This window comes from Vreelandella lutescens (assembly GCF_014640815.1).
GTDB lineage: Bacteria > Pseudomonadota > Gammaproteobacteria > Pseudomonadales > Halomonadaceae > Vreelandella > Vreelandella lutescens.
Map to the genome: position 1 here is coordinate 653,777 of NZ_BMHM01000003.1, position 13,101 is coordinate 666,877.

The 13,101-nt window shown below is 56.7% G+C and carries 14 protein-coding genes; 10 read left to right on the forward strand and 4 right to left on the reverse strand.

Going from position 1 to position 13,101, the window contains the following annotated elements:
* Positions 1-8 precede the first annotated feature (8 nt).
* The 8 genes from IEW65_RS10520 to IEW65_RS10555 all read left to right on the forward strand — a co-directional run bounded on the left by IEW65_RS10520 (position 9) and on the right by IEW65_RS10555 (position 5,876).
* Entirely contained in the window at positions 9-875 is an 867-nt protein-coding gene (locus tag IEW65_RS10520; RefSeq protein ID WP_188639415.1) for an MBL fold metallo-hydrolase, read from the forward strand.
* 40 nt (positions 876-915) lie between these two features.
* Entirely contained in the window at positions 916-1,107 is a 192-nt protein-coding gene (locus IEW65_RS10525; RefSeq protein WP_188639416.1) for a YgaP family membrane protein, read from the forward strand.
* A 28-nt stretch (positions 1,108-1,135) separates the two neighbouring features.
* The gene (locus IEW65_RS10530; protein ID WP_422822614.1) at positions 1,136-1,588 is read left to right on the forward strand and encodes a YeeE/YedE family protein; all 453 of its coding nucleotides are present in this window, start codon (positions 1,136-1,138) and stop codon (positions 1,586-1,588) included.
* Positions 1,585-2,007: a DUF6691 family protein gene (locus tag IEW65_RS10535; protein ID WP_188639418.1), complete on the forward strand. Its 423-nt coding sequence runs from the start codon at positions 1,585-1,587 to the stop codon at positions 2,005-2,007. The genes IEW65_RS10530 and IEW65_RS10535 overlap by 4 nt, the downstream gene beginning before the upstream one ends.
* Before the next feature lie 139 nt (positions 2,008-2,146).
* A complete protein-coding gene (locus IEW65_RS10540; RefSeq protein WP_188639419.1) occupies positions 2,147-2,848 on the forward strand; it encodes a response regulator in 702 nt (233 codons plus the stop codon).
* Entirely contained in the window at positions 2,845-4,185 is a 1,341-nt protein-coding gene (locus IEW65_RS10545; protein ID WP_188639420.1) for an ATP-binding protein, read from the forward strand. Before IEW65_RS10540 ends, IEW65_RS10545 begins: the two co-directional genes overlap by 4 nt.
* Before the next feature lie 9 nt (positions 4,186-4,194).
* Positions 4,195-4,857 carry a c-type cytochrome gene (locus IEW65_RS10550; RefSeq protein WP_188639421.1) on the forward strand — a complete coding sequence of 221 codons (663 nt, stop codon included), beginning with the start codon at positions 4,195-4,197 and terminating at the stop codon, positions 4,855-4,857.
* On the forward strand, positions 4,854-5,876 hold the full coding sequence (locus tag IEW65_RS10555; protein WP_188639422.1) for a c-type cytochrome: 1,023 nt from the start codon (positions 4,854-4,856) through the stop codon (positions 5,874-5,876). Before IEW65_RS10550 ends, IEW65_RS10555 begins: the two co-directional genes overlap by 4 nt.
* 323 nt (positions 5,877-6,199) lie before the next feature.
* Here IEW65_RS10555 and IEW65_RS10560 read toward each other — a convergent pair whose 3' ends face one another.
* The 4 genes from IEW65_RS10560 to IEW65_RS10575 form a co-directional block, all read right to left on the reverse strand.
* Positions 6,200-6,628: an REP-associated tyrosine transposase gene (locus IEW65_RS10560; protein WP_188639423.1), complete on the reverse strand. Its 429-nt coding sequence runs from the start codon at positions 6,626-6,628 to the stop codon at positions 6,200-6,202.
* A gap of 1,050 nt (positions 6,629-7,678) precedes the next feature.
* Positions 7,679-8,461, reverse strand: a complete 783-nt coding sequence (gene dsbG, locus IEW65_RS10565; protein WP_188639424.1) for a thiol:disulfide interchange protein DsbG — start codon at positions 8,459-8,461, stop codon at positions 7,679-7,681.
* 52 nt (positions 8,462-8,513) lie between these two features.
* A complete protein-coding gene (locus IEW65_RS10570; RefSeq protein WP_188639473.1) occupies positions 8,514-9,329 on the reverse strand; it encodes a TlpA disulfide reductase family protein in 816 nt (271 codons plus the stop codon).
* A gap of 98 nt (positions 9,330-9,427) precedes the next feature.
* Complete coding sequence (locus tag IEW65_RS10575) at positions 9,428-11,188, reverse strand: sugar phosphorylase (RefSeq protein WP_188639425.1); 1,761 nt, start codon at positions 11,186-11,188, stop codon at positions 9,428-9,430.
* A 257-nt stretch (positions 11,189-11,445) separates the two neighbouring features.
* Between IEW65_RS10575 and nrdR the strand changes: the two genes are divergently transcribed.
* A complete protein-coding gene (gene nrdR / locus IEW65_RS10580) occupies positions 11,446-11,943 on the forward strand; it encodes a transcriptional regulator NrdR (RefSeq protein WP_188639426.1) in 498 nt (165 codons plus the stop codon).
* Complete coding sequence (gene ribD / locus IEW65_RS10585; protein ID WP_188639427.1) at positions 11,943-13,091, forward strand: bifunctional diaminohydroxyphosphoribosylaminopyrimidine deaminase/5-amino-6-(5-phosphoribosylamino)uracil reductase RibD; 1,149 nt, start codon at positions 11,943-11,945, stop codon at positions 13,089-13,091. The genes nrdR and ribD overlap by 1 nt, the downstream gene beginning before the upstream one ends.
* The last annotated feature ends 10 nt before the right edge of the window (positions 13,092-13,101 follow it).

Sequence of the window (13,101 nt, forward strand, 5' to 3'; positions counted from 1 at the left end):
GGCTCTCCATGCAACGCCCTGTCGTCACCCACTTTTTCGATGAGCCCACCAATACGTTTAGCTATGTGGTGCAAGACCCCGTTAGCGATGCGTGCGCCATCATCGACTCCGTACTCGATTTTGATTACGCCGCCGGGCGCACCGACGTCCGCTCTGCCGAGCAGATCATTGCCTTTGTGCGTGGTAAAGGGCTTAAGGTGGAATGGATATTAGAAACCCATGTGCATGCAGATCACCTGTCGGCCGCGCCGTACCTACATACCAAGCTGGGCGGCAAAACAGGCATTGGTGCGCACATCGTCGACGTGCAGGAAATTTTTGGCAAAGCTTTCAATGCAGGCACCGAGTTTGCACGGGATGGTAGCCAGTTTGATGCACTCTTTAACGAAGGTGACACCTTCACTATTGGTGCGCTAGAAGGGCGGGTGCTTCATACGCCGGGCCACACGCCGGCGTGTTTAACCTATGTGGTAGGAGACGCCGCGTTTGTGGGCGACACCCTCTTTATGCCGGACTACGGCACGGCGCGCTGCGATTTTCCAGGCGGGGATGCCCGCACGCTTTACCACTCTATTCAAAAAGTATTGGCACTGCCTGAGCAGACGCGGCTGTTTCTATGCCACGACTACAAAGCGCCAGGGCGCGAAAGCTATCAGCATGAAACCAACGTTGCTGAACAGCGCCAAGCGAACGTTCATGTGCATGACGGCATCAGTGAAGAGGCATTCGTCAAGATGCGTACCGAACGGGACGCCACCTTGGGTATGCCGCGCCTGATTATTCCTTCGGTTCAAATCAATATGCGGGCAGGTGAACTTCCGCCTGCTGAAGACAACGGGCAGGTGTACTTAAAAGTACCGCTCAATCGGTTTTGAGCGGTGGGTGGCGCAACGTTAAATCAGCAGGTATCCAGCAATGAAAACGAATGTAGGTGGCTTCGACAAAATGGCGCGTATTGCAGTGGGCGCACTGCTCATTGTGCTGGCGCTAACAGGCACGATTGGCGTATGGGGCTGGGTCGGCGTGATTCCGCTGGCGACGGGGCTATTTAGTTTCTGCCCACTCTACTCGCTGCTGGGGATTTCAACCTGCAAAACCAAGCGTTAGAACGTACAAGGAGTGATTTGTGAATGCGATGGCAAGCCTGCAAGGGCTGGTAGGTGGCGTGCTGATTGGGCTCTCTGCGGTGTGGCTGATGGGAGCGCTAGGGCGCATTGCCGGTATTAGCGGCATTATTGGTGGCTTAATCACTCAGCGCCCCAAAGGAGACAGTGCTTGGCGGGTGGCGTTTTTGGCCGGGCTAATTAGCGGCCCATTACTGGTAATGGCCGTAGGGGGTGGGTTAGGTAACGTGGCAGGCGTGCCCGGTGCAGTGATTGGTGAACCCGCAGGTGGCGTGCCGCTAATGCTACTCGCGGGGCTTTTGGTGGGATTGGGCACTGGGCTAGGCAGTGGCTGTACCAGTGGCCATGGCGTGTGTGGCTTGGCGCGTTTAGCGCCACGGTCTATGGCGGCTACCGGAACGTTCCTGGTGGCGGCCATCGCGACGGTCTATGTGGTACGGCATGTCATCGGAGGTGGGGTATGAGCACGCCAGTCGTCAAAACCGCAGCGGGATATCTCGCCGGCCTGCTGTTTGGTTTGGGACTCGCGATTTCAGGGATGACAGACCCTGCACGGGTGCTCGGTTTTTTGGATATTGCCGGTGCCTGGGATCCAACGCTGATGTTTGTACTGGGAGCCGCCGTGGGCACCACCTTTGTGGGCTATCGCTTAGTCTTCGCCCGCGGCACGCCGCTTTTTAGCACCAAATTCCAATTGCCAACCAAGCAGGAGCTGGATGCCAAGCTGCTAGGCGGCGCAGCGCTGTTTGGAGTGGGTTGGGGGCTCTCGGGTTACTGCCCTGGGCCTGCCATTGCGTCTGTTGGCGGGGTAACGCTGCCACTGCTGGCGCTACTGGCGGCGATGGTGCTGGGTTGGTTTATCGCTCAGCGAATCTCCCGCTAAGTTATCAGCGCTTACAAGATCGACGCCCTTGCCGCCCGGTAAGGGCGCTTTTTTTGATCTGGCGCAATCCTTTTGCCTTGTGGCTTAACGCTTAGTTAATGCGCTTTTGTCATGCTGCTTCCATCACAAGGAAACCGCTATGCACGTCCTATTGATTGAAGATGATCCGCTGGTGGCCTCGGGTATTCGCTCTGGCCTAATGATGTACCACTTCGTGGTGGAGCACGTGACCTCGGTGCAAGCAGCGCGTCAGGCAATGCAAAGCGTCGCCAGCGACGTGGTGATTCTGGACCGCGGCTTGCCCGATGGCGATGGTCTAGCGCTACTGAGCGCGTGGCGAGATGAAGGCGTTACGACGCCGGTGCTCATGCTGACTGCCAGGGATGCCGTGCGTGACAGAGTGGATGGGCTGCAAAGAGGCGCAGATGATTACCTCATCAAGCCCTTCGATTTAGATGAGCTGGTAGCGCGACTGCATGCCTTGTTGCGGCGTGTCGCTGGGCGCAGCCAAGGGCTGACGGTGCACGGGGCGCTAACGCTTGATCCTGCCGCGCGGGAAGTATGGGTAGCCGGTGAGCTGATCGCACTTTCACGCCGTGAGCTGGTACTGCTAGAGGCTTTCCTACATGCCCCACGTAGCGTGCTGTCAGCCGATCAACTCAAAGATAGCCTCTACGGGCTAAGCGACGATGTCGAAAGTAACGCGCTCAATGTCCATATTCATCATCTTCGGCGCAAGTTAGGCAGCGGCATTATTGAGACCGTACGCGGCTTGGGTTACCGCTTAGGTAAGCCAGAAGCCGTGTTTGTGCCGGGGCAAATGCCCAAGGGGCAGCGATGAGTCTGCGCGCCCGCCTGCTGCTCACGCTGGGGTTAACACTGGCCTTGCTATGGGGCGTTGCGGCTGCCTGGTTGCTCAACGATTTGCAGAAAACATTCGTGGCCACCCTCGACCAGAGATTGGCTCAGTCGGCGCGAATGGTGGCAGGGCTGGTGCATCAATTGCCGGAAGAAGTGTGGGAGCAAAGCCTGATGAATACGCTTTCCATTCCGCCTATTGAAGGGTTGGCCTGCCAGGTGCACTCGCCACGCGGTGAGATTATCGCCCGCACTCACGCCAATATGGATGACGTCCTAGCACCCGGGCGACATGGCCATACCTACCGCCAAGAAGGCGATACCACCTGGCGTGTGTTTACCTACGAGCGAGGCGGTTTAGTGATTACTACGGCCGACCGAATGGATGAGCGCAATATGCTATTAAACGGCATTGTGCGTGTTGCCGTTGTGCCATTTGTAGTGGCATTAATCGGCAGCCTTATCGCGTTGTGGATAGGCGTATGGCGTGGTTTGGCACCGCTTTCTCGATTGCGGGCGTCGTTGGCAAGCCGCCACCCGGAAGCGTTGGCGCCGGTCTCTACTTACGGTGTGCCGAAAGAGATCAAGCCCCTCATTGATACGCTCAATAATTTATTACGGCGGGTGCAGCAAACCCTGGTGCGAGAGCAGCGTTTTACCAATGACGCTGCCCATGAGTTACGCACCCCGCTCACCGCGATCAAAACCCACCTACAAGTCGCACAGCGAGCGGAGGGCCTGGCTGCTCAAGAAGCCCTTCTGCATGCCGAGGCAGGCGTCGTGCGTCTGGCCCACACCCTGGACCAACTGCTCACGCTGGCCCGCGTTGAGGGCCGCATGCGCTTTGATGATGGCGAGCCAAGCGATGTGGCTCAGGTTGTCGAGTTGGCTGTTGCCGATAGTGCCGCTGCTCAAGGCCAGTGCCAGTGGCAAGCAGCGCTGCCTGAGGCGTATTTGGCGATGCCTAGGGAGCTTGCGATTACGGCGTTGCGAAATTTAGTGGATAACGCGCTACATCACGGGCCCAAAGATGCACCCATTACGCTCTCGGCTGAACAAACGCACAGCGACATTACCTTCACTGTGCACGACCAGGGCCCAGGAGTGGATGAAGAGACGCTGGCTCAACTGACCCAGCGTTTTTGGCGGGCCAGCAAACAGCAGGGCAGTGGGCTGGGATTGGCCATTGTCGCCGCGATAACAGAGCGTTTCGGGGGGGATGTTCGTTTTGAAAACGCACCCACTGGGGGTTTTTGCGCACACTTGCGAGTGCCCACCGTATCAGCTCAAACCAGTAAGACCATAACAACAGAAGCATAAGGGGGGAGTATGAAAATAGTGCGTGGGGGCAGGCTCAGCCTGCTGCTAGGGGCCTGCCTAATGGCGAACACTAGCATGGCGCAAGAGGGTGATGTCGCGCGGGGTGAAGCGGCATCAGCGACGTGTGTAGCCTGTCACCAAGCCAACGGTGGAGGCATGAATATTCCTGGTGGCGAATCCTGGCCGCGTTTGGCTGGCTTAAATGCTGACTATATCGCGAAGCAATTGCACGATTTCAAATCCGGGGAGCGCCAGAACGCCACGATGATGACGTTCGCCAATATGCTCAACGATCAGCAAATTGCCGATGGGGCGGTGTATTACAGCCAACTACCTGCGACGCCAGGCCAAGGCGGTGACAATGCCGATGAGGCGCTGCTAGCGCGCGGCCAACGGCTTGCCGAACGCGGCGACTGGAACGCCTATATTGTGTCCTGCCAAAGCTGTCATGGCCCAGGTGGGCGGGGTGTAGGTGAGGCGTTTCCAGGCATCGCGGGGCAGCATGCAGGCTATATCAGTGCGCAGCTAAACGCTTGGAAGAACGACTCACGCAGTAACGACCCACAGAATCTTATGGGAGCGATTGCTAAACGCATGAGTGAAGAGGATATCCAGGCGGTGTCGGCGTGGTACGCCACTCAGCCCGCCGCTGAGGGGGAGGCCACACAATGAGCATTGTCCGTCGCCATAAAATAATCGCGCTATCCAGTACTGTTCTGGTGGTGGGTGCTGGATTAAGCTTCTACGCCGCGCATGCGTTTGCCCAGCAGGAGGAGCGGGCCGATGCCGCGCTGAATCAGTTGGTGCATGAGCCGCCCACCATGGAAGACCTGGAAGCCTCCGATCTTCACCCAGAGCTTAAAAAAGTCATTCGCTACGGCCATGACCTTTTCACCAATACCCAGCAGCTAAGAGGCGAGTACGTTTACAACGATATGAACTGCTCAAGCTGCCACCTAGGAGAGGGTCGCGTACCGTTTAGCGCGCCGGTGTGGGCAGCCGCCATCACCTTGCCCGATTTTCGCGGCAAAAATCAGCATGTGAACAACCTGGAAGAGCGCATTGCAGGCTGCTTTGCCTACTCCATGAACGGCACACCGCCTGAGTATGGTAGCGACGAAATGCTGGCGCTGAGCGCTTACCACCAGTGGCTCGCCACCGGCGCGCCGATGTACCCCGATAAGCCGATCTATGGGCGTGGCTTCCCAGCACCTGAGCAGCCTGAAGCACCCAGCTATGCCAGAGGTGAGGAGGCGTATCAGGAAAACTGCGCCATCTGCCACCAGGAAGATGGCTCTGGGCACTATGAAAGCGGCGAGTATGTCTTCCCCGCCCCTTGGGGCGACGGTTCCAACAACTGGGGGGCCGGTATTGCACGGGTAGAAACCATGGCTGGGTTTATCTATCAAAACATGCCACTGGGCCAGCCGCGCTCGTTAACCGGTCAGCAAGCGTGGGATATTGCCTACTACATCAATAGCCAAGAGCGCCCCCAAGACCCGCGCTACACCGGCGATGTTGCAGAAACCGCTGAGCGCTTCGGCCCCACATTCCACAACCGCTCGCTCTACGGCCAAACCCGCGAGCATGACGGCCATGTGCTAGGCGACCACGCTAATTTTGGCGAGAAAGGTGACATCCAACCCTGGAACGTCGGCATGCCCCGGTTCGAAAATCTCTCTGAAGAGTAAGCTTGAACGCATTTGCAGGAGAGAACGTAAGGACTGTTGTAGGAGGGAGCTTCAGCTCGCGACGATGTGGGCTCCAGTGCTGCGGCAAGCTAAGGGCGGCTGACGCCGCCGTCGCCCAATAAATTGGCCTCCCACATCTAGCTCTTCACCCCTCAAGCAGTCAGGTGTGGGAGGAGCTTCAGCTCGCGATGATGTGGGCTCCAGTGCTGCGGCAGGCTAAGGGCGGCTGACGCCGCCGTTGCCCAATAAATTGGCCTCCCACATCTGGCTTTTTTCTAATCGACAAACAGCTGGTTGTTTACACTTGTTTTCTAGGATGTGACTTATAGCCAAACAGCATTCCAATAGCCGTACTTTCTTATATCTTCGACCAAATTAGCTCTTAGAGGATTTGCGACGATATACCTTGCAGCTGCTCTAAGTGATGTTTCATCTTTGATCATTCGATCGTGAAAGCCATCTTGCCAAAGACGCTTGCCAATATTCAGCGATACATAAGTCTTATAACGTCGCACAGCTTCAGATAGGTCGCCGTTTAGCTGAATTAGCCAGTGGATATGGTCTGGCATGACAACAAAAGCAAAAGTTGTCGCTAGCTCGCTCACGCGAGGGTGATAAAAATGCCTGGATGCGCAGCAGGCATTATCAAAATTAGTAAAAACCTGCTGACGACGGTGAGTCGTTGCAGTTACTAAGTAGTGAGCATTCGGAATCGAGTTCCTTCCTTGACGAAGCAGGTGGCTCCTGTTCATTTTATGCTCCCTATAAAGTTTTAATTAACTTAGCACATGCTTTGTAGAATGTTCTGTGGGAGGGAGCTTTAGCTCGCGAAGATTTGGTCACCAGTGCGGCGGCAGGCTAAGGGCGGCTACTGCCGCCATCGCCCAATAAATTGGCCTCCCACATCAAGCTCTTCATCACTCAAAAATTCAGGTGTGGGAGGGAGCTTTAGCTCGCGAAGATTTGGTCACCAGTGCGGCGGCAGGCTAAGGGCGGCTACCGCCGCCATCGCCCAATAAATTGGCCTCCCACATCAAGCTCTTCATCACTCAAAAATTCAGGTGTGGGAGGGGCTTTAGCTCGCGACGATGAAGGCACCAGTGTTGCGGCAGGCTAAGGGCGGCTATCGCCGCCGTCGCCCAATGAATTGGCCTCCCACATCAAGCTTTTCACGACTCAAAATTCAGGTGTGGGAGGGAGCTTCAGCTCGCGAAGATTTGGTCACCAGTACGGCAGCAGGCTAAGTGCGGCTATCGCCGCCGTCGCCCAATGAATTGGCCTCCCACATCAAGCTCTTCATCACTCAAAAATTCAGGTGTGGGAGGGGCTTTAGCTCGCGACGATGAAGGCACCAGTGTTGCGGCAGGCTAAGGGCGGCTATCGCCGCCGTCGCCCAATGAATTGGCCTCCCACATCAAGCTTTTCACGACTCAAAATTCAGGTGTGGGAGGGAGCTTCAGCTCGCGAAGATTTGGTCACCAGTACGGCGGCAGGCTAAGTGCGGCTATCGCCGCCGTCGCCCAATGAATTGGCCTCCCACATCAAGCTCTTCATCACTCAAAAATTCAGGTGTGGGAGGGGCTTTAGCTCGCGACGATGAAGGCACCAGTGTTGCGGCAGGCTAAGGGCGGCTATCGCCGCCGTCGCCCAATGAATTGGCCTCCCACATCAAGCTTTTCACGACTCAAAATTCAGGTGTGGGAGGGAGCTTCAGCTCGCGAAGATTTGGTCACCAGTACGGCAGCAGGCTAAGTGCGGCTATCGCCGCCGTCGCCCAATGAATTGGCCTTTTACTTATTTTGTTAGGGCGCTTCGCTACCCATCATCTCAATGAGTCGTTCTTGGCTGGGGAGGCCTTGGATTCGGTCAATGCGAACAGTGCCGCCTTCAGCCTCACGTTGGAAAGCGCTGGTGGGGGTGGCGTAGAGGCCTAGCTCTTCAAAGAGTTGGTTGTTGGCGTAGACCTGCTCTTCGATATCCCGTGGCTGTGCGCTGGGGGAGAGTTCATCGCCTTCACTGTGGCGGTGTAGGGCGGCGGAGGGATCGTCAGCGCCGAGAAGCGTGGCGGCTAACGCAGGGCTATTAGGGGCGAGAATGCCGACCATAATGTGGCGCAGCTGAACCTCGCCAGCCTCTACCCAGGGGCGGGTTTGTTGCCACAGCTGGCGGCAGTAAGGGCAGTTGGCGTCGGTGAAGGTGTAGATGATGCGTGGAGCATCCGGGTTGCCATCCTGAATCCAGCGGCTCTCTTCAAGCAGCTTCCAGGTTTCAGCTTCTAAGGGTGCCCGTACATGCTCATCTAGCTGTGCTTCTGTTAGGTCGCTACCTTCGCTGTCGAACAGCGTGCCGATAATGGCGTGCTCCCCATCAGGCGTTAGATAAATCGCCATATCTTGCCCTTGCGCGCTAGCCCCAAAGCCACGCATTCCGCCCGGCGCATCAAACTGCCCATGAATCGTTAAACCCTGGTCAGCAAGTGCCTGAACGGGGGCTGGCAATTCGTCGGCATGACTGGCTGCCGCTGCGCTGCTCAGTGCAGCAAATAAAGCGAAACGACCCGCATAGGGTAAGAAAACACGCTGCATAGCACTATCCTTATGAATACGGCTTGATGTGGGTGCCGAGAGGTAAAACATATTAACGAATACGTGTGAGGCCATCTTGCAAAGTGGCACGGGAAAGCTCGCCAAAATTGGTGCTAACGAGCTGACCATCTGCGTTGTAGTAAAGCGTTGTGGGCATGGCATGGGCCCCGGTGGTTTGGCCTAGGGCATTGCGTGGGTCTTGCCATACATTATTCAAATCAAAGGTGTGTTCGCTCATAAACGCATGAATGTGTTGAAGGCTTTCACCTTGGTTAACGAACACAAAGGTGATGTCTTGCGCCTGCTGCTGAGCCTCTTCAAACACCGGCATTTCACGAATACACGGCGGGCACCAGCTTGCCCATAGGTTAATCACCATGGGCTTTTGCTGCTGCTGAGCAAGTTCAGGCAGGGTAATAGGCTCGCCGCTGAGCGTTGCAAGCGGTGTTGTGGGCAGTGGACGAGCCTGCTGTTCGATCAGGAGCGTACTGCCAGCTGTCAAACCCCAAGCCAAACCGCCTACTAAAAGTGCCCCCGCAAGCGGCACTCGCTGGCGCGATGAGCGCCACATTGCCCAGCCCGCATAGCCAAGGGCCGCCACTATGCCACCCAGTATATCGAAGCCGCCATCGCGAATATCCAAACGCGACAGAACGCCATCATAGTCGCTCCAGTAGCGCACCACAAAGACGAGGCGTGCGGCCACCATTGCCACAAATAGTAAGGTAAATAGCGTATCGCTGACCGCCACACGATGCCGCTGGCCAATCAGCGCACCCGTTAGCAGGGCCAGTAAAAAGGCAAATCCAATCATCAATTGATGCAGACTAAACCCCATTGGCCCAATCGCAACGCTTTGCTGCAGCATCATCACTCACGCTCTCTCCGGTGGTTTAGCGTGAGTGTGTCAGAGTAAGATTATTTAACGATTATCTCGCGTTGCCCTGAGTCGTTATGTCGCAAGGGTTACGCGTCAGCAACCAGCCAGCGCACGGCATAAGGCGGCAGCGTTTCCTCGTGGTGAGCTGTCAGCGGGTCTAGCGGCTGCCAGTGGTGCTGAGTGAGCGTTTGGTTCAGGGCATCGCCTGCGTGGGCGAGGTCAAACTTACCATCGGTGACGTTATACAGCGCGAGTAGACGTCGACCATGAGTAAGCGGGCCGCGCTCAATGGCTAGCAGTTCAGGCGGCGTTTCTATCACGCGCTGTGGCGCGTTGGGGTGGAAGCAGGGCTCTTGGCGACGCTGTTCCAGTAGCCGGTGAAGCGCTCGAAAAACGTCATGGGTGGGGGTGGAAGGGCTCTCCAGCAGCAGCGCTAGCTCATCAAGCTGCCAGCGGCGACGGTTAATCGAGCGTAAGCGGCCGCTGCGCTCCACGCCTTCGACATCGTTTAGCGTGCCGGTGAGCGTATGAATATAGAGCGCGGGTATTCCTTGCAGGCTGAGCATGATCGCTTGGCTGCATAGAAAACGCGCAATTTGCCACGGGTCTGGCCCGCGGCGGGTGCCGCGCATGGCTTCAAACCAAGTAATGTTGATCTCGTAGGGTGTATCGCTGCCATCAGGGTTGCTGCGCATGCTGACAAACCCACCAAAGCGATGCATCAGCTCCAGCAGTGCGTCGCGCTCATGGTCAGGCAGCAGGCCTTCTAACGGCCGTACGCCAATACCATCGTGGCTCGCGGTGAAGTTTAAGTAGGTGCACTGTTCAGGCAGCACCGGCAGGCTGTTTAACCACGTTTGCATCGTCGTCGCTTCGCCACGGGTTAGGGTGTGCAGCAGCAGTGGCGGTAGGGCGAACTGATACACCATGTGGGCTTCATCGGGCTTGCTTTCCGCTGAGCGCTCTAAGCCAAAGTAGCTGATGTTTTCGGCATGGGGCACGTTGGTTTCGGTAATGAGCAGCGTACCTGGGGCTATTTCATCCACGATGGCGCGAAGTAAGCGCACCACTGTATGGGTTTCAGGCAGGTGAATGCAGGAAGTGCCCAAGCGCTTCCATAAAAACGCCACCGCATCCAGGCGAATAATGCGCACTCCTTGCTGTAGGTAGAACAGCAGAATACCTACGAACTCTAACAGCACATCCGGATTTTCAAAGTTGAGATCTATTTGGTCTTCCGAGAAGGTCGCCCACACGTGGCGCATGCCACGGCGGGTGGAGATCGGCACCAGTAGCGGGCTACTGCGTGGGCGGGTGACTTGAGACACATCTGTTTCCGGATCGACTTCGATAAAGTAGTCGCGGCCTGGCAGGCTGCCGGTCAGGTAATCGACAAACCAAAGCGACTCCCGCGATACATGATTGAGCACTAAATCGGCCATCAAGTCATAGTGGCTGGCTAGCGTTTGAATATGCGCCCACTCGCCCAGCTCGCTATTGACCTCGCGATAGTGAATCACCGAAAAACCGTCGTCGCTGCTCCAAGGGAAAAAGGGCAGCACGTGAACCCCGCTGATGGCATCCCCTAGGTAGCGCTGTAGAAAAGTGTCCAGCACGGCCAGCGGCGGCGTTCCCTCATTCACAATAGAGTCACCGTAACAGATGACCCACTGATCTTTTTCGCTCCATGTTGGTGCATCTTGATTCGCTGCGCTCGCGGGTGGAGCAGCCATTGAGGCGGTGCGAAAATGCGCAATATGTTGGCCTATCCGCCGCTGTACCTCCCCCGCACGGGGGCCATACAGGTGGGTCAGGTAGTGGTGAACGGTCTGCTCGAAAGTGGTCATAAAGGGCGTCCTATCAATCAACCTTCGACAAACGCTGCAGCTTGTGTGCCAAATCGTTACAATACTGTGTGATATGCGTTGTATAACACAGCTACGCCGTCAGGTCGGCGACACGGCTGCCGCCGACAACAGGCGATAAAACAGTTTACAAAATGGCGAATAACGGCAGGGCGTTAAGCGTTGCCAATGGTTTATTCGTACAGGCTGACACGCTGCACGCACCGCTTCCAGTGCGTACTGATAATAGGTTGACTGCCATGCATTGCCCTTTTTGTGGTGCAAATGATACGAGAGTGACAGATTCAAGGCTGGTGGCGGAAGGCGATCAGGTACGCCGTCGCCGCCAGTGTGCCAATTGCCACGAGCGCTTTACGACTTATGAAACCGCCGAGCTTATTATGCCTCGGGTGGTGAAATCCGACGGCTCCCGCGAGAGCTTTGACGAGGCGAAATTGCGGGCAGGTATGCTAAGGGCGTTGGAAAAGCGCCCCGTCAGTGCTGAGGCCATCGAAGCCTCGGTGGAGCGCATCCGCCAAACGCTGCGTGCCCGTGGCGACCGTGAAGTGAATGCTCGCGAGATTGGGGAAGCCGTGATGAAAGCGCTGCGTAGTCTCGACCAAGTAGCCTACATTCGTTTTGCTTCGGTATACCGCAAGTTTCAAGATTTAGATGAATTTCGCGCTGAGATTGATCGGCTCTCCCAAGAGCCTACTGATGAGATAGCAGGAAATAGTTCATCACACGGAGCATCGTAATGGGTGAGTTCTCCACCGCAGACCATCGCTTTATGGCCCGTGCTATTCAGTTGGCGAAACGAGGGCTTTACACCACGGACCCTAACCCCAGGGTAGGCTGTGTGATTGTGCGCTTTGATAGCAGTGAGCAGGGCTGCGTGGTGGGGGAGGGCTACCATGAGCGCGCGGGAGAGCCACATGCAGAAGTTCACGCGCTGAAAGCGGCAGGCAGCGCCGCCCAGGGCGCTACTGCTTACGTCACCCTAGAGCCTTGTTCCCACACCGGGCGAACAGGCCCCTGCGCGGTGGCGCTGGCGCAGGCGGGGGTTGCGCGCGTAGTAGTCGCCATGAAAGACCCCAACCCTCAGGTTAGCGGTGGTGGCATTGCGCATTTAAAAACAGCGGGCATCCAGGTTCAGGTAGGCTTGCTAGAAGCCGATGCGCGCGCGCTAAACCCTGGTTTTATTTCCCGTATGGAGCGCCAGCGCCCCTTTGTGCGGCTGAAAATGGCCATGAGCTTAGACGGCCGCACGGCCATGGGGTCGGGTGAGTCTCAGTGGATTACCGGCCCGCAAGCACGCGCCCAGGTACAGCGTTTACGTGCGCGCTCTAGCGCGATTTTGAGCGGCGTAGAATCGGTGATTATGGATGACTCGCGCTTAACGCTGCGCGCCGACCAGCTGGCGTTGGCCAATGCCGACGATATCGCTCAGCGCCAGCCGTTGAGGGTGATTCTGGATTCACGGCTACGATTACCGCTGGCGGCGGCGTGCCTGCGGGAACCAGGGCGCACGCTGATTATCACGACAGATCAGCATAGCGAAGAGAAACGGCGTAAACTGGCCGCCGCTGGCGCTGAGATTAAGGTGCTGCCCGCTGAGGCCGGCCGTATTGCGCTAGCGGATATGCTGCGCTGGCTGGCAGAAAATGAGCAGGTAAATGAGCTGTTGGTGGAAACCGGTGCAACGCTGGCGGGAGCGCTATTAGAGGCGAATTTAGTCGACGAGCTGCAGTTGTTTATCGCTCCTACGCTATTAGGCGGTGAAGCAAGACCACTCTTTGCACTGCCGGGAATTATCCAGATGGCCGACCAAAAACGCTTAACGATTAAAGAGTCGCGAACCGTTGGGCAAGATTGGTGGATCATCGCCACCCCTCACGCTGACTAGCGCAAGCTGC

Bases quoted from the DNA above. Each gene is read 5' to 3' on its own strand.
- IEW65_RS10550 (WP_188639421.1), top strand. From the start codon at position 4,195: ATGAAAATAGTGCGTGGGGGCAGGCTCAGCCTGCTGCTAGGGGCCTGC.
- IEW65_RS10525 (WP_188639416.1), top strand. From the start codon at position 916: ATGAAAACGAATGTAGGTGGCTTCGACAAAATGGCGCGTATTGCAGTG.
- IEW65_RS10575 (WP_188639425.1), bottom strand. From the start codon at position 11,188: ATGACCACTTTCGAGCAGACCGTTCACCACTACCTGACCCACCTGTAT.
- IEW65_RS10520 (WP_188639415.1), top strand. From the start codon at position 9: ATGCAACGCCCTGTCGTCACCCACTTTTTCGATGAGCCCACCAATACG.
- IEW65_RS10545 (WP_188639420.1), top strand. From the start codon at position 2,845: ATGAGTCTGCGCGCCCGCCTGCTGCTCACGCTGGGGTTAACACTGGCC.
- IEW65_RS10555 (WP_188639422.1), top strand. From the start codon at position 4,854: ATGAGCATTGTCCGTCGCCATAAAATAATCGCGCTATCCAGTACTGTT.
- ribD (WP_188639427.1), top strand. From the start codon at position 11,943: ATGGGTGAGTTCTCCACCGCAGACCATCGCTTTATGGCCCGTGCTATT.
- IEW65_RS10535 (WP_188639418.1), top strand. From the start codon at position 1,585: ATGAGCACGCCAGTCGTCAAAACCGCAGCGGGATATCTCGCCGGCCTG.
- IEW65_RS10540 (WP_188639419.1), top strand. From the start codon at position 2,147: ATGCACGTCCTATTGATTGAAGATGATCCGCTGGTGGCCTCGGGTATT.
- nrdR (WP_188639426.1), top strand. From the start codon at position 11,446: ATGCATTGCCCTTTTTGTGGTGCAAATGATACGAGAGTGACAGATTCA.
- IEW65_RS10560 (WP_188639423.1), bottom strand. From the start codon at position 6,628: ATGAACAGGAGCCACCTGCTTCGTCAAGGAAGGAACTCGATTCCGAAT.
- IEW65_RS10570 (WP_188639473.1), bottom strand. From the start codon at position 9,329: ATGCTGCAGCAAAGCGTTGCGATTGGGCCAATGGGGTTTAGTCTGCAT.
- IEW65_RS10530 (WP_422822614.1), top strand. From the start codon at position 1,136: ATGGCAAGCCTGCAAGGGCTGGTAGGTGGCGTGCTGATTGGGCTCTCT.
- dsbG (WP_188639424.1), bottom strand. From the start codon at position 8,461: ATGCAGCGTGTTTTCTTACCCTATGCGGGTCGTTTCGCTTTATTTGCT.